General features: G+C 60.6%; 16 protein-coding genes. 6 read left to right on the top strand and 10 right to left on the bottom strand.

The window, feature by feature from the left end; translation table 11 throughout:
* Positions 1-9: 9 nt before the first annotated feature.
* Positions 10-714 (bottom strand): SDR family oxidoreductase, encoded by a 705-nt coding sequence (locus D3M70_RS14465; protein WP_120126492.1) that lies wholly within the window; start codon positions 712-714, stop codon positions 10-12.
* A gap of 177 nt (positions 715-891) precedes the next feature.
* On the opposite strand from D3M70_RS14465, the gene D3M70_RS14460 reads away from it, so the two are divergent.
* Positions 892-1,809, top strand: a complete 918-nt coding sequence (locus D3M70_RS14460) for a LysR substrate-binding domain-containing protein (RefSeq protein WP_120126433.1) — start codon at positions 892-894, stop codon at positions 1,807-1,809.
* Positions 1,810-1,813: 4 nt separating this feature from the next.
* Here D3M70_RS14460 and D3M70_RS14455 read toward each other — a convergent pair whose 3' ends face one another.
* Positions 1,814-2,740: a carbon-nitrogen hydrolase family protein gene (locus tag D3M70_RS14455; RefSeq protein WP_120126432.1), complete on the bottom strand. Its 927-nt coding sequence runs from the start codon at positions 2,738-2,740 to the stop codon at positions 1,814-1,816.
* A gap of 9 nt (positions 2,741-2,749) precedes the next feature.
* Positions 2,750-4,072, bottom strand: a complete 1,323-nt coding sequence (locus D3M70_RS14450; RefSeq protein WP_120126431.1) for an MFS transporter — start codon at positions 4,070-4,072, stop codon at positions 2,750-2,752.
* A gap of 87 nt (positions 4,073-4,159) precedes the next feature.
* Between D3M70_RS14450 and D3M70_RS14445 the strand changes: the two genes are divergently transcribed.
* Positions 4,160-5,092, top strand: a complete 933-nt coding sequence (locus D3M70_RS14445; RefSeq protein WP_120126430.1) for a LysR family transcriptional regulator — start codon at positions 4,160-4,162, stop codon at positions 5,090-5,092.
* Between the two features lie 292 nt (positions 5,093-5,384).
* Positions 5,385-5,849: an L-alanine exporter AlaE gene (gene alaE, locus D3M70_RS14435; RefSeq protein WP_256659850.1), complete on the top strand. Its 465-nt coding sequence runs from the start codon at positions 5,385-5,387 to the stop codon at positions 5,847-5,849.
* A gap of 24 nt (positions 5,850-5,873) precedes the next feature.
* Here the strand turns inward: alaE and D3M70_RS14430 are convergent, their stop codons facing one another.
* Positions 5,874-6,380: an AAA family ATPase gene (locus tag D3M70_RS14430; RefSeq protein ID WP_120126427.1), complete on the bottom strand. Its 507-nt coding sequence runs from the start codon at positions 6,378-6,380 to the stop codon at positions 5,874-5,876.
* A 326-nt stretch (positions 6,381-6,706) separates the two neighbouring features.
* Complete coding sequence (locus D3M70_RS14425; protein WP_120126426.1) at positions 6,707-7,342, bottom strand: FMN-binding negative transcriptional regulator; 636 nt, start codon at positions 7,340-7,342, stop codon at positions 6,707-6,709.
* Between the two features lie 301 nt (positions 7,343-7,643).
* On the opposite strand from D3M70_RS14425, the gene D3M70_RS14420 reads away from it, so the two are divergent.
* A complete protein-coding gene (locus D3M70_RS14420) occupies positions 7,644-8,870 on the top strand; it encodes an MFS transporter (protein WP_120126425.1) in 1,227 nt (408 codons plus the stop codon).
* Between the two features lie 136 nt (positions 8,871-9,006).
* Complete coding sequence (locus D3M70_RS14415) at positions 9,007-9,462, top strand: GNAT family N-acetyltransferase (protein WP_120126424.1); 456 nt, start codon at positions 9,007-9,009, stop codon at positions 9,460-9,462.
* A gap of 8 nt (positions 9,463-9,470) precedes the next feature.
* Here D3M70_RS14415 and D3M70_RS14410 read toward each other — a convergent pair whose 3' ends face one another.
* Complete coding sequence (locus D3M70_RS14410) at positions 9,471-10,367, bottom strand: LysR family transcriptional regulator (protein WP_120126423.1); 897 nt, start codon at positions 10,365-10,367, stop codon at positions 9,471-9,473.
* Positions 10,368-10,515: 148 nt separating this feature from the next.
* Between D3M70_RS14410 and D3M70_RS14405 the strand changes: the two genes are divergently transcribed.
* Positions 10,516-11,172 carry a hydrolase gene (locus D3M70_RS14405; protein WP_120126422.1) on the top strand — a complete coding sequence of 219 codons (657 nt, stop codon included), beginning with the start codon at positions 10,516-10,518 and terminating at the stop codon, positions 11,170-11,172.
* A 188-nt stretch (positions 11,173-11,360) separates the two neighbouring features.
* On the opposite strand, the gene D3M70_RS14400 is transcribed toward D3M70_RS14405, so the two are convergent.
* The 4 genes from D3M70_RS14400 to D3M70_RS14385 all read right to left on the bottom strand — a co-directional run bounded on the left by D3M70_RS14400 (position 11,361) and on the right by D3M70_RS14385 (position 14,153).
* On the bottom strand, positions 11,361-12,182 hold the full coding sequence (locus D3M70_RS14400; protein ID WP_120126421.1) for an alpha/beta fold hydrolase: 822 nt from the start codon (positions 12,180-12,182) through the stop codon (positions 11,361-11,363).
* Positions 12,183-12,222: 40 nt separating this feature from the next.
* Entirely contained in the window at positions 12,223-12,759 is a 537-nt protein-coding gene (locus tag D3M70_RS14395; protein WP_120126420.1) for a carboxymuconolactone decarboxylase family protein, read from the bottom strand.
* A 152-nt stretch (positions 12,760-12,911) separates the two neighbouring features.
* Positions 12,912-13,523, bottom strand: coding sequence for a reactive chlorine resistance membrane protein RclC (gene rclC / locus D3M70_RS14390; RefSeq protein ID WP_120126419.1), 612 nt, complete (start codon positions 13,521-13,523; stop codon positions 12,912-12,914).
* 261 nt (positions 13,524-13,784) lie between these two features.
* Positions 13,785-14,153: a response regulator transcription factor gene (locus D3M70_RS14385; RefSeq protein WP_120126418.1), complete on the bottom strand. Its 369-nt coding sequence runs from the start codon at positions 14,151-14,153 to the stop codon at positions 13,785-13,787.
* Positions 14,154-14,303 lie beyond the last annotated feature (150 nt).

Here is a 14,303-nt window from a genome sequence, read left to right as displayed (position 1 = left end):
CCGCTCCAATCAGACCGACCGCGTCACCCCGCCGTCGACCCGCAGGTTCTGGCCGGTGATGTAGGCCGCGCCTTCGGACGCGAGAAAGGCGATGGTGGCGGCCACTTCTTCGCGGGTGCCGTAGCGCTTGAGCGGCACGCTGTCGCGGCGTTCATCGGTGCCCGGCAGGCTGTCGATCCAGCCCGGCAAGACGTTGTTCATGCGAATGTTGTCGCCGGCATAGGTCTGGGTGAAGATCTTGGTGAATGACGCAAGGCCTGCGCGGAACACCGCCGAGGTCGGAAACAGATCGCTGGGCTCGAAAGTCCAGGCCGACGAGATATTGATGATGGCCCCGCCGCCCTGCTTCTGCATGAGGGGCGTCACCAGGCGTGTCGCCCGAACGACGTTGAGCAGGTAGACCTCCATGCCACGGTGCCAGTCTTCGTCGGTAATCTCGAGGATCGGCGCACGAGGGCCGTGACCGGCACTGTTCACCAGCACATCGACCCGACCCCACTGATCAGAGGCGGCCTGAACCAGGCGCGCGATGTCATCGGTGGACTGGTTGGAGCCCGTGATGCCGATGCCTCCCAACGTCTGTGCCAAGGCTTCGCCTTTTCCCGATGAGGAAAGAATCCCCACCTTGAAACCATCGGCGGCCAGACGACGCGCCGCGGCAGCGCCCATGCCGCTGCCTCCGGCCATTACCAGGGCGACTTTATCTTCGTTCATGGGATGTTCGGTCTTGGGACGTTCGGTCATGTGCAAAATCCTCTTGGGAGCGGAAAGCCAACGGGTTGAATCTAGGCCACTGACCGGCCTTGCACCAATCATCATTTTTTGCGTGAGACTGTAGAAAAACTACATACTCGGCCCTTCGTGACGTACAAAACCCGAGGCAATCCATCGATGGCACATCCAAACCCGGCACGCTTGGGGCACGCGCTGATCGGTCAGCTCGTCGCGTTCGAAGCCACCGCCAGACTCGGCAGCTTCCGGGCGGCGGCGGACGAACTGCACATCACGACCGGTGCAGTGGCTCAGCAAATCCGGGTGATGGAACACAAACTCGACATGGAACTGTTCAAGCGCCTGCCCCGAGGCACCCGTCTGCTGCCCGAGGCTGAAGGATTTCTGTCCAAGGTTCAGCTCGCGCTGGGTCTGGTCAATGAGGCGACCCGGGAACTCACTGCCCTGCGCTCCTCCCCCGGTTCACGTACGCTGACGCTGAGCACGACGGGCGCTTTCGCCAGTCGCTGGCTGATGCCGAAACTGGCGCGGTTGAGCGAAGCAGAGCCCGGATTGTCGGTCATGATCGACGCCTCCAACGCCATGCGCCCCTTGCATGGCATTGACTCGGTCAGCATGGCGATTCGCTGGAGCAAGCCTCCCTTTCCCGGCTGTCATGCGCGGCCATTGCGGTCGGGCAATGTGATTCCCGTCTGCTCGCCAGCGTTGAAGAATGCCCATCAGTGGAAGACCGTGGGCGATCTGGCGCGAGGAGCGCCATTGATCTCAGACTCTCATGACAACTGGAGTCGATGGTTCGCCGCCTGCAATGTACAGACGCGCTCGACCTATCAAGCGGTCTCCCAGACCAGCCTTGCGATCGAAGCGGCAGAACGTGGGCTTGGCGTTGCGCTGGTGCCTGAAATCCTCGTCGCTGACGCCCTGGCCGCAGGTGGACTGGTGAGGGCGCTCGACCCTCGATTTTTCCTGACGACAGAAGCCGGTTTTTACCTGCTGACCGCCAGTGAGCCCAGTGCGGATTCCGAACTGGGAAAGGTGGTGAACTGGCTGCTTCAGGACCAGGGCCTGGGGTTCTGAATGCTCAGTTGAAGTTCACCGACTTCATCGCTTTGGTGTTCACGTTCAACTCAAAGATATCCGGCCGCGAATAGTGCCCGCACACGTCGAAATCAAGGTTTGACCGGGTCAGGGTCGACAGATCGATATCGGCGTAGAGTTCGGTTTCGCAATCGTGGACGGGGCCGGCGAGGACCTCACCCGTGGGGCTGACGATCATGCTGCCGCCCCGCATGACGTACTCGTCCGGTTTGAAATCCAGCCCGAACGCCTGCCGATAGCTTTGCGGGTACTCTTCGAGCTTGATCGACTGGCACGCCGAGAGCACGAAGGTCCGGCCTTCCAGCGCGATATGCACCATGGAACTGCCCCAGCTTTTGCGGTCGTCTGCGGTCGGTGCACAGTAGAGCTGCACCCCTTGCGCGTACATCGCCTGGCGCAACGCAGGCATGTAGTTCTCCCAGCAGATGACGTTGCCGATCACACCGATGTCCGTCGCGATGGCGTCGATCGTCGAACCATCGCCGAAACCCCAGATGATTCGCTCTTGGCCGGTCGGCATCAGCTTGCGATGGAAGTTGGCTATACCCTGGCCCGGCACGAAAGTGACCGCGGTGCAGTACAGGGTGCGGCCAGAGCGTTCGATTATCCCCATGACCACGATGACGTTGAGTTCATCGACACACTCGGCGAGCGCCGCGAGTTCAGGGCCGTCGAGCGTCACGGCGCCCTCGACGTACTCGCGGTAGAGGTCCCTGCCCGTCTCGCTGCGATTGCCGACCACACTGCCGAAGCTCTGACCTTTTGGGTAACCGCCAATGAACGCTTCGGGAAACACGGCCAGCTTCGCGCCCTGCCCGGCTACGCGATGCAGGATCTGACAGGCTTTGTCGACGCTCGCCACCGGGGCGAATGGAATCGAAGAGGCTTGAATTACGGCTACACGCGTCATGGTTGTCTCCTAGTACTGAGAAATGTTGTTGTCTTTGGTCTCGGGAAGCATCACCAGCAAAACCACCAGGCAAAGCGCCGACACTGCCATGAGGTACAGGGCGGGAATGTTCGGGTCGCCGGTGGCTTTGATCAGCGCCGCTGCAATGAAGGGGCCCGGGCCTGCCAGCGTCGCCAGCGCCAAGTTGTGCCCCAGCGCCGCGCCGGTGGAGCGGATCGACGCGGGGAAGACTTCCACCAGCAGCACGACGTCCATTACCGCCGTGATGGCGACCAGGATTCCGAAGACCAGCAGCGCCGTCACGATCAGCGCCGTGTCGCCGCTGTTGAGCATCCAGAAGATCGGATACGCCATGACCGTGAGACCGGCGGCGGCAAACAGCAGCAGCTTGCGACGACCGATGGCATCACTCAGGCGCCCGATCAGCGGGTTGACGATGCAGTAGACCACCAGCGCGATGCTGCACAGCCATAGCGCCTTGCTCTTGGGCAGTCCGACCGCAGTCACCAGATGGTTATTGGCGTAGGTGATGAAGTAATAGAGCGACACCCCGAACAACGCCGAGAATGCGTAGGTGGTGATGAACGCGTTGCGTTTGGCGGCAGGCGTGGGCGCAGCCAGCTTCATCAACGCGCGCTGCTTCACCAGTTCTTCGTAGACCGGCGTGTCGCCCAGCTTGCGTCTGATGAACACCGCCACGCCCGTCATGACGATGGAAATCACGAACGGAATCCTCCATCCCCAGGCTGTCAGTTGCGCGTCCGTAAGGCCCGAAGACAGCAAAGCGGCGGTGAAGGTGCCGAACAGAAAAGCCAGTCCCGCAGTGCCAGTGATGACACTCGCGGCGGTCGCGCGCCGGTCGTTCGGCGCACTCTCCACGATGTAGATACCGGCGCTCGACCACTCACCGCCGACCATCATCCCCTGAATGAAGCGCAGCGCGATCAGCAGAATCGGCGCTGCGATGCCAATCGCGCTATAGGGAGGAAGCAGACCGATGATCGTGGTGCAGATCCCCATCCCGAACACCGTTACGATCAAAACGGCGCGACGGCCCAGCCGGTCACCCAGCGGCCCCAGTATCAGGGCGCCCAGAGGCCGTGAGACAAAACCCACCGCGAATACCGCCAGCGACGACAACAGTGATACGCCTGCGGCGGTCGAAGGAAAGAACAGCGCACCAATCACGCCCGCGAAGTAGCCATAGATCGCAAAATCGAACCACTCCATGAAATTGCCGATCCCCACGGCAATGGCGCGCTTGCGAATGTCCAGGTCCCCTGACCTCGATGGGGCACGCCCCTTGCTTATCGAATTGTGTGCCACGCTCATAACACTGCCCCTTTGATTGGTTTCGAGTTTTTCTTTTGGGGGACATCCTAGAAATCGCTCGGCGCTCATGGCAAACGATTAGGAAATATGAACCGGATTAACGTACGTAATATCTCTCGCACCGACCTGAACCTGCTGCTGACCTTCCACTGCCTGATGACCGAGCGCAGCGCGACACGTGCCTCGGCTGTGCTTCACGTCACCCAGGGCGCGGTCAGTTCGGCGCTCAAGCGTCTGCGCGAGCAGTTCGGCGATGAGTTGTTCGTCAGAACCAGCGCGGGCATGCAGCCGACGCGCAAGGCGCTGGAGATCGCGCCGATGATTGCCGAAGCGCTGTCCACGGTGTCAGCACTTCTGGGCACGGACACTGCCTTTTCCCCTCAGGACTCGCATTACGTGTTCAATCTGGCGATGTCGGACGACCTTGAGGCTTACCTTGCGCCGAGGCTTGTAGAGGCCGTTTCCCGGCAGAGACTGGGGGTGCGGTTCGCCTTCCACCAGACCAACAGTTCGCTATGGAAAAACGCCCTTCACGACCCGGCGATGGATCTGGTGATCTGCAGCGAGCCGAAGGATTTCAGCACCAACTATTCGTCACAGGTACTCTTCTCATCCTCCTACTCCTGCCTGTTCCGGCCCGGTGCCTGCGATCAGGCGTCACTAAGCCTGGAGGAATACTTTGCCGGCGAACACGTGCGCATCTGCTTCGATGGACGACGTGGCTTCATCGACGACCTTTTCGAGAAAGCCGGCCACACCCGCAAGGTGACAGCGTCGTTCACGCACTTTGCCGGTGCGCTGACGACCTTGCTGAGCAGTGATGTGATCGCAACGATTCCAACGTTCGCCGCCGGTGCGTTCGCACAGCAGATGCCCCTGACCACCTGCCCGGTTCCACTGCCGGTCCCGTCCTTCAGATCGTTCATGGTCTGGGACATCGCCAAACAGGAAAAGCCTCAACATGAATGGATCCGTGGTTTCCTGTCTCGAGTGATCCAGGACAGCCCTTGCGCGGCCTGATGACAGATTGAAACTTTCCGCAAACTGGCGAATCGCATAGCACATCAACCCGGTTCTGGCGGACGTCAGTCGCTATGATTCAGCATGCTTCAGCGGACAGTCTGTCCTTCCTTTTCGGCAGTCGCCTTGGCGACCTGATCCGCCAGCTCGACTGGCACGCGGCGGGTTTGTCGAGCATCGTGGAGATGCTCCGGGTGCACCCCGCACGGTCCGCACACGAGGTTCTGGACTGCATCGAGCGACAGCGGGTTGATGACTCACGGGCTGATCCGACGTGATGCGGCGCGGCACGGTGCAGCGTCCTCCAGAACAGGGGCCTTCGGCGCGCACAGCATTTTTTGCTGATACCACAGCGCTGATCCTGTTTTTCACCACGACCGGCATCATCAATGAGCGGTTCATCGCCGGGATGGCGTGGGATCAGGTGCTTCACGCCCGCCTGCTGGGCGCGGCGCTGATGGTTCCGGTCGCCAGGCCTTACGGTCTGTGGCGCGACTGGTTGATGACACGAGCCACTGAGCGCCGGGTTTCCAGGCTGCTGTGGGACAGCATCGCCCTCGTCAGTTTCCAGGTCCCGATCTATGCGGCCATCATCGCGTTCAGTGGTGCATCGGGCGCTGGCCTGGTGCGCGGCACTCTCGGCGCCGCCCTGATGATGCTGTGTCTGGGGCGCCCCTACGGTGCGTTTCTCAATGGGGTGAGAAAGCTGTTCGGCTTGCCGGCGGGTGGGAATAAACCGATGTCGTTGAATGGCTGAGTGATTGCCGGGGTTTGGCCGACGTCACTCACTGGACAGTAGATGTCGGGTGACCATCGAGACGGCCTGCTCCGGTGAAGTCAGGGCCGTATCAATGCAAAGACGAGCCTCGGCCCACGCTTCATATTCATGTCCCAGCACAGATTGCCACGTGGGGGGCGTCAGGCCCGGGATATCACCCTGCCGCGTTTCCACCCGGCGTCGATGCTCATCGACATCCGAGCAGATCACTTCGACATTGATCAGGCGAGCGCCTGCTTCCGAGGCGACTTCGCTCCAGGCCCGTCGGCTTTCGATGACTGGATTGACACAATCGACGATGACTGTAGCGCCCAGACGAAGATTACTCAGCGCAAGCCCGTTAGCGACCAGATACCCACTGCGCCCAACTTCTTGCGCAAGCGCACCGGAGCTTCGAATCGCTTGCTCGATGGTATCGATCCGCAGATACAAGGCGCCTGTTTCAATGACGAGCGCCTTGGCGACGGTGGTTTTTCCCGTGCCCGGCAGGCCGCTGAATACGATAAGCATGTCTGTCCCTCTGGTGAAATACCGCATTCGCTGATTTTGCTGACGCTTCGCGCCAGATCGCCGGCAAGCCAGGCTCCCACGCCCACCGGGCAGAAGCGGTTCAGTGCACCTGCCGACATCGCAAGCAAAGCTGCTACAGCGGGATCTCATCGCCGCCGGCAAGCCATATGGGTTCATGGCATTTTCGCATTCAGGCTTTTGATTCTGGCCAGAGGCCGTGGGAGCCCGACTTGTCGGCGATCTGGCGCGAAGCGGCAGCAAGGTCAGGCAAACACAAACTGGGCTCACGAGGCGTATCAAAGATGAATGCCGGGCAGTCCAGGGCGTCAGGCTTTCTGATCGGCAACAGCGATCATCGCCTCGCCTACCTCGGTATCGCCGTTGGCGAGCAACGCTTCACCTGCGCCGCGAATGTCTCTGGTCTCCTTGTTCTGCGCCAGCTTGAACTTGCCGGTAATGCCGGTGATTTCGATCTCGATCCCCACAATCGCCTGCAGCATGGCGGCGATGTAATCCTTGGGGCCATCGGTCATCTTCCAGGGCAGTGGCTGGGAAGACTCGTGCTTGCGGGTGAGCCTGGCGACGAGACCGCGCACGTATCGCTCGTCGTCACGGATTCTGATTCGGCCATGGGCGTGAACGACTCGGTAATTCCACGTTGGAACCTGTTTGTGGGTCTCGTGTTTGCTCGGGTACCAGTTGGGGGAAATGTAAGCATCGGCTGCGCGAAACACCACCAGCACTTCATCGCCATCCCCAAGCTCCTGCCAGAGCGGGTTCGCCCGTGCGACGTGCGCATGCAGCACGCCGTATTTACCTTCGGCAGGCGCAAGGTCGAACGGCAAGTGGTTGGCGTCCATCCCGCTGGCGCCGTGGGTAAAGAGGATGCCCAGCGGGTTGTGGTCGATCAGCCCATGGAGGGCTGCGATATCGGGCTCATTGAAGTGGGCGGGTACGTACATGAACTGTCCTGGGTTATCAGACTTGGCGACATGGCCGGCTTGGCTGTTATGGTGTGCCAGATTGTGTGGCCTGGAGGGTCTTTGGTATAGATACAGATCGATCATTTCTGATGAGCCGGCTGTTTCGGCACACCACCCGAACCGACGCTCCCATCAGGGCGTCTTATCGATTGTACTGATGATGACTATCGAAACGGTCGCCTGTGGGCTGGCCTGAGCGAGTTCTTATAATCGCTCCCCATTTCCCCTCCGCTCCACTTCGTCTGAGCGCAGACGACATCTCGCTATGGAACCCAGCACGATGCCACGCTCCAACCATCCCCCTCTCGACGTACCCGAACATAACCAACAAAGTGTCAAACAGCAGTGGCTGGCCATTCTCTCGGTCGCTGTGGGTGCCTTCGCCCTGGTCACCAGTGAGTTTCTCCCGGTAGGCGTACTCAACGACGTCGCCAGCGACCTGGGCATCAGCGCGGGCCATGCCGGCTTGATGGTCACTCTGCCCGGCATCATGGCCGCCCTCGCCGCCCCCTTGCTGTCCGTGGGTATCGGCGCCCTGGACCGGCGCTACCTGCTGATCGGCCTGACGCTGATCATGATCATCGCCAACTCGGTCGTGGCCTACGCCAGTGATTTCAATCTGCTGCTGTTCGGCCGTGTGCTGCTGGGCGTCAGCATCGGCGGTTTCTGGGCGACGGCCATCGCCCTCAGTGGTCGTCTGGCCCCCAAGGGAGTGGGCGTTGCGCAGGCCACCTCGATCATCATGGTCGGTGTGACGCTGGCCACCGTGCTGGGCGTGCCCGTAGGCACCTGGCTGAGCGGTTTGATGGGCTGGCGCATGACGTTTATGGTCACCGCGCTAGTGGGCGTGCCGGTGCTGTTTGCGCAGATTTTCCTGCTGCCCAGGCTCAATCCGGACAAGGCGATTCGCATCAGTGACTTGCCGGCCCTGTTTTTCAATCCACAAGCGCGGGTCGGATTGATCGCTGTGTTGTTGATCGGCCTGGCGCACTTCGCGGCGTACACCTACGTCGCGCCCTTCTTCAAACAAAGCTCGGGCTTCGATGGGCCGACGATTGGCTCACTGCTGCTGCTCTACGGCGTGGCCGGCGTAGCGGGTAATATCTTCGCCGGTTTCGCCGCCAACCGCAGCGTGCGGTACACCCTGTTGCTGGTCGCGCTGATGATCGGCGCCAGCACCGCGTTGTTCCCCTACTTCGCCACTGGCATGACGGGCGCGGCGATGCTGATCGCGCTGTGGGGATTCGCCTTCGGCGCCTTTCCGGCCTGCTCCAGTATCTGGATGTTTGTCGTAGCGCCCAAGGATGTCGAACGCGGCATGCCCCTGTTCGTTGCCTTGTTCCAGGTGATCATTGCGCTGGGTTCGTTCTTCGGCGGGCAGGTCGTCGACCAACTGGGCACCTCGGTGCTGATGAGTCTGGCCACCGCCCTGGTGGGCTGTGGGTTTGCGACGGTGCTTGTTCTGGGGCGTAACGTCAGCAACAGGCTGGCCGCGCAACCTTGCTGATCGGGCGATGCAGGGGACGGCCATGGGGCGCGAGCGCTGCATGAGCGCGTGAAGGCACACCCGGAGCGACCAGCCGCTTTCCTTCCTGGCACTGCGCTTGCTTGAAACGCTGACGCAATGTCCAGGAGGAAAGGAAATGAGGGAGTGGCTCACCACCGGCAGCATCGACGACATTCAGCGTCGAGCCATCGCTGACGGCGTCATCCAGCACGGCCAGAACATGTCACGAAGCCACGGCGGTCACGCCGAGCCTATCGCCTGCGCGGTGATGGACGATGACGTATTGATCGGCGGCGTCACGGGTCGAACCGAATTCGACCGCTTATACGTGAATTATCTTTGGGTGGACGCTCCGTGGCGCGGGCAGCGACTTGGAACCGCGCTGTTGCACAGGCTTGAAGCACTGGCGCTGGAACGGGGCTGCGTGGAAGCGCTCATCGAGACCCTCGATGACGATGTGGCTCAGTGGTATGAGCGATTGGGCTACCAGCCAATCGCTCATCTTCCGAAGTACTGTGGCCCGTGGAGTCGTCATACCCTTTTGAAACCGTTGCGGCCTGATCAAGAGCTCGCCTCATCAAAGCCCGCTTGATGGATTGATCAGGCAAAAACCGCCCCGGCAAAGTGCGGAGACTGGCCGAAATACTCGATCAGCAGTTCGGTGAAGACCCGTATCTTCTGCGCCGGATGTTGGCCTTGCGGGCGGACCACATAGGCGCCCGCCGGAGGGGGTGGGTAACGGGTCATGATCGGCACAAGGGCGCCGGAAAGCAGACTGTCGTAGGTCAGGCAATCGGGCAGATACGCGACCCCCAACCCCGCGACGGCGGCAGCGACCAGCGCGATACCGTTGTCGGCCTTGAAGCGCCCGTGCGGGCGAACCGAAATCACCGTGTCGCCGTCCATGAATTGCCAGGCTTCGGTTCCCTTCATGAGGGCCTGATGGGCGATCAGTTCTTCCGGCGCTTCAGGCGCCCCATGCCTCTGGATATAACCCGGACTGGCAACAAGCTTCCCGTTGATCGGGCCGATGCACCGTGCGATCAGGTTCGAATCCTGAAGATAGCCAACCCGTATCGCACAGCCGTAGCCCTCGCCGATGAGATCGACGAAGCGATCCCTGTAACCCGTCTGAATGTGAAGCTCCGGATGACGCACCGCCATTTGCGCAACGATGGGCGCGAAATGGGTCGGGCCAAACGAAAGCGGCGCGGCGACCCGCAAGCGGCCTCGCAGCACCCCGGCGGGTAGAATCGCCTCCTTGGCTTCGTCCAGCTCGGCGCACACCCTGGCCGCATAATCCCGGAACGTGACGCCAGCCTCTGTCAGCGCCGCCCCGCGCGTGGAACGTGCAAGCAACTGCACGCCAAGCTCCGTTTCCAGCCGCGCAAGCCTGCGGCTGACGATTGACTTGGACACGCCAAGCCGGACCGCCGCAGGCGATACGCCCCCGGCATCGGCCACCACCACGAATGTCTGAAGCGCTTCGATATCCAAATCAGTGTTCCTCTTTTTGCAACACAGCCGCACACCAGATGCGACTACCGGGATCAGCAACGGGACAGCACAGTAGGGTACTCGACAGCGTGGCCGCTGGCGCGCTGCTCGAGAACCTACCCTACTCATAATGACCAAGGATGCTTCAATGACTTTTCGTAACGGCCTTGCTTCGCTTCTACGTCCAGAAGATTCGGTACTGGTTCTGATTGACCACCAGCCCTACCAGCTCACCAACCTCAACAGCCATGAACCCCAGATGGTGGTCAACAACGCCACGGCACTGGCGAAAGCGGCCAAAGCCTTCAACGTACCCACCATCCTCACCAGCGTCATCGCCGAACGTGGCGGTTTCATCTTCCCGCAAATCACCGACGTGTTTGCGGACCAGGACGTCATCGACCGAACGTTCATCAACACTTGGGAAGATCAAGTGGTGGTCGATGCGGTGAAAGCCACGGGCCGCAAGCAACTGATCATTGCCGGGCTATGGACCGAAGTCTGCGTCGCCATGCCCGTCATCCAGGCCCTCGGCGAAGGCTGGGACGTCACGGTGATCACCGACGCGTCGGGGGCTGTGTCGGTCGAGGCCCACCAGGTTGCCATCCAGCGGATGATTGCGGCTGGCGCAAACATGATGACGTGGTTGGCGCTGGCAGCGGAATGGCAGCGCGACTGGGCGCGCGCCGGCACGGCTGCCGCGCTGACGGAGGTGCTCCAGCAACATGCCGCCGGTAGTGGTATCGCGTATCTATGGGAACAGCAATTGCTGAATACGCCGGTGCCGGCCGCTGCAGGGAAATAAAAGCAGGTAAGAAGAAACGCGGGAGCGTGGCCTGGCGGTGCTCTATCGGTCACCGAGGGCGAGGAAAAAAACAGCTCCCGCGAATCCGTCCACATGGACGGAGGTGATCAACAGTCGCGGGAGCCGGAAATGAGCGAACGTTTACAGCGTCGGGAATGACTCCCGACATGAAGATGTAGTGCGCCTGATCAGCCCCGTCGCTCGACTGCATCACGCGATGCAGCCATGAACTCGACAGCGCGCTCGATGACCTGAGGGTCTGACAGAATCCGCCGGTGGCCCAGACCACGGGTTTCAATCAGCGTCGAACGGGTCCAGGTGACATGCAGCGCCCGGGATTGCTCGACGGCCACGACACGATCATCGCCATCATGAATGATCAGCCCCGGATGCCGGAGCCTCTCGGACAGGGCCGCAAGGTCGACATCGGTCAGCGTCACGCCCATGAACCGCTGGGCCCAGGCGCAGAATTCCAATGTCTGCACCTCGTTCAACCCGTGGGCCCGCGCCACCTCCAGCACAACCGTGGTCAACGATGTTGGCCCGCAGACATGAACGCTGCGCTGCACCGACAACCCGTGGGTCATCGCCCAGAGCGCCGCGAGAGATCCGGCCGAATGCGCAATGACCCCATGGACATCGCCCAGATGCTCGGCCAGCTTCAGTGCCGCCCTCCCCGCATGCATCACGCTGGAGCAGGCGCCACTGGAATGACCATGAGCCGGCGCATCGAACAAGGCAACAGAGAACCCTGCGGCGACCAGCGGCTTGACGAAGCCCATCAGGTGCGAACCCCGGCTGCACCAGCCGTGCATCAGTAAAATGACCGGCCCGCTGCCATACATCCAGAAGGCGATCCGCTCCTGGCCGACGTCCAGCGATGCCTGCCACCCCTTGCCCAGAAAATTGACCTCGCTCAGCGACGCAGAGACCCGATCGGGCGCGGCAAACGCCAGGCAGACCGCCTCGAGATCGGGACTGGGCACTTTCAGTTCGGCAAGTGGATTCACGGTGTCGCTCCTTTGAACGATGACAGCGCCGGGTCGTGGATCAATGAGGCTTCGGAAAATCGACGACCGTGTCGTTGATGCGGTTGAAGGCGTTGGTGAAGGTAATCACCGAAATCGCCAGGCCGATGTGAACGATCTGCTCGCCGCTGTAGCCAGCCGTCTGCAAAGCCTGCACCTGGTCTTGCGGTAATGTGCCTGGCGTGAGCGCGATAGCACGTACGAAACGCACCAGCGCATCGCGTTTGGCGTCGCCCGTGGACGCGCCCTGACGAATCGCGTTCATGGTTTCAGCCGACAGACCTACCATCTTCCCGACCATGCTGTGGGCCGCGACGCAATAGTCACATCCGGCCAGTTCGCTGATCACCAGCTTGACGGTTTCCTGGTCGGGTTTGCTCAGCGGGCCTGCGGCAAGAACCTTGTCAGCCGCCAGCATGGCCTTCAGCGCTTCCGGCGCCAGAGTGCCGAGGGCGGCGTAGGCGTTGGGCACATTGCCCAGCGCCTGTTTGATACCCGCGTAGACTTCGGCAGTAGCGCCGCTTGCCTGATCTGCCGGTACCGCTGCGAAACGTGCCATGGTGGAATCTCCTGGGTGTATGAGTCGTTGGGTAGAAACGATAATGAAGTTGCGCGGCGCACACACTTGTACGTGGGGTAAATAAACCTGACCCTTGGTATAAGTGTGTTTTATACGTCCCGGTGCATGCGCACTTTCGCACGACGCGTCAATCAAACGTTTTGCAGTCGAGTGGCCGCAGGCACTGTTCTTTCTTCAAGCAGTTGGCGTGCGGAGTCGGCAATCATGACCACAGCGCCGGCCAGCATCAGAACATCCTTGAGCACCAGTCTTCCGCCGCCTGACAAATAAGGAAATCCGAACTCGGCGTCGCCCAGGTTCTGCACCCACGCCTCAGGCGTGGTGATGAGAAAGGACAGGGTCACCAGCGGTGTAAGAAACGCCAACACCGAACCGACCATGCCCAGTCGGCGAGAAAACATATAAGACAGCACCAGCAGGCCGATCAGAATTTCCACGGTGCCCAGCCCGTTGGAAAAGCGGTACGTGTGATTCTCGGCCTGCCACTCACGCTTCACCGGATCCAGTTGTCCCTCATGGGTCAGGTGCTCCTTGTATTGCTCCGGATGTGCGTAAAACAGTGACATCACCGGGTTGTTGGCAACGAATGGCGTAATGCTGTCCGCTTCATAGGGAACGAACTTCAATGCGCCGATCCAGATGAAAATGATGGCGACACCCAGGCGAATCAAATGAATGCCAAGTTTGTCCAGGTGACTGGCACGGATCAGCAATCCTTGTGCAGTAGTGTGTGTGTTGTTCATGAGTCATGTGTCCGTCAGTTAATTCAGATTGAAGGATATAGGGACGACACCCGGCTGTTTTGCTGGATCGGCTCAACCCTTTGCTCAATGGTCTCAATGGGACGCGTCCTGTAAACAAACTATCCGCCTGCGACCTCAGCGAACAATCATCTCTGCAAACAGGAGGAATAGACGAAGGTATGAGTGAAGTTGCCATGACAACTACCGCGTCAATGCGTGCAGTCGCGCCTGGCTGTCCACACGCGTTGACCCCGACGTTGGTTACGGCTTCACGATTCGCTCGATGAAATCGATGACGACTTGAGCGTTATAAGGCTTGGCGAGAACCCCCTCGGCACCAGCGGCCAATGCGCGCTGGCGTACGGATTCCTTGGGGTAGGCAGTGATGAACAGGATGGGGATGGAACGCCCGGCCTCTACCAGGTTTCGTTGCAGTTCCAGGCCATCCATGCCGGGCATCTGTACATCTGAAATCAGACAATCCATATCATCGATCTCAGGCGATGCCAGAAGGTCTTGCGCGCGGGAGAACAGACAGGGCTTGTAACCCAAGGAGCGCACAAGGCTGCCAAGCGCCATTCGGCACGACTTGTCATCGTCGACAATTGCAATACGAGGAGCTTTATTCACGGTTCATGTCCTGAACTCACGCAGACACCGATCAACATGCACCGTGCGTCCGTCGCTGGCTTCCACTGGAAAAGGGTTTACCTCCGAAAAATAACGATGTGTCTGCGCCGCCGTCTGGAAAAGCCTCGCCAACGTCTCTCGGATGGCTGC

The organism is Pseudomonas sp. LS-2 (assembly GCF_003605735.1).
In the GTDB taxonomy this organism is placed as follows: Bacteria; Pseudomonadota; Gammaproteobacteria; order Pseudomonadales; family Pseudomonadaceae; genus Aquipseudomonas.
This window is presented reverse-complemented; position numbering and strand designations above follow the sequence as displayed.

What these genes read in the sequence shown, in the direction of transcription:
- D3M70_RS14430 (WP_120126427.1), bottom strand. Translation starts at nt 6,380, where the DNA reads ATGCTTATCGTATTCAGCGGCCTGCCGGGCACGGGAAAAACCACCGTC.
- D3M70_RS14445 (WP_120126430.1), top strand. Translation starts at nt 4,160, where the DNA reads ATGAACCGGATTAACGTACGTAATATCTCTCGCACCGACCTGAACCTG.
- D3M70_RS14460 (WP_120126433.1), top strand. Translation starts at nt 892, where the DNA reads ATGGCACATCCAAACCCGGCACGCTTGGGGCACGCGCTGATCGGTCAG.
- D3M70_RS14415 (WP_120126424.1), top strand. Translation starts at nt 9,007, where the DNA reads ATGAGGGAGTGGCTCACCACCGGCAGCATCGACGACATTCAGCGTCGA.
- D3M70_RS14395 (WP_120126420.1), bottom strand. Translation starts at nt 12,759, where the DNA reads ATGGCACGTTTCGCAGCGGTACCGGCAGATCAGGCAAGCGGCGCTACT.
- rclC (WP_120126419.1), bottom strand. Translation starts at nt 13,523, where the DNA reads ATGAACAACACACACACTACTGCACAAGGATTGCTGATCCGTGCCAGT.
- D3M70_RS14425 (WP_120126426.1), bottom strand. Translation starts at nt 7,342, where the DNA reads ATGTACGTACCCGCCCACTTCAATGAGCCCGATATCGCAGCCCTCCAT.
- D3M70_RS14405 (WP_120126422.1), top strand. Translation starts at nt 10,516, where the DNA reads ATGACTTTTCGTAACGGCCTTGCTTCGCTTCTACGTCCAGAAGATTCG.
- D3M70_RS14420 (WP_120126425.1), top strand. Translation starts at nt 7,644, where the DNA reads ATGCCACGCTCCAACCATCCCCCTCTCGACGTACCCGAACATAACCAA.
- D3M70_RS14455 (WP_120126432.1), bottom strand. Translation starts at nt 2,740, where the DNA reads ATGACGCGTGTAGCCGTAATTCAAGCCTCTTCGATTCCATTCGCCCCG.
- D3M70_RS14465 (WP_120126492.1), bottom strand. Translation starts at nt 714, where the DNA reads ATGAACGAAGATAAAGTCGCCCTGGTAATGGCCGGAGGCAGCGGCATG.
- D3M70_RS14450 (WP_120126431.1), bottom strand. Translation starts at nt 4,072, where the DNA reads ATGAGCGTGGCACACAATTCGATAAGCAAGGGGCGTGCCCCATCGAGG.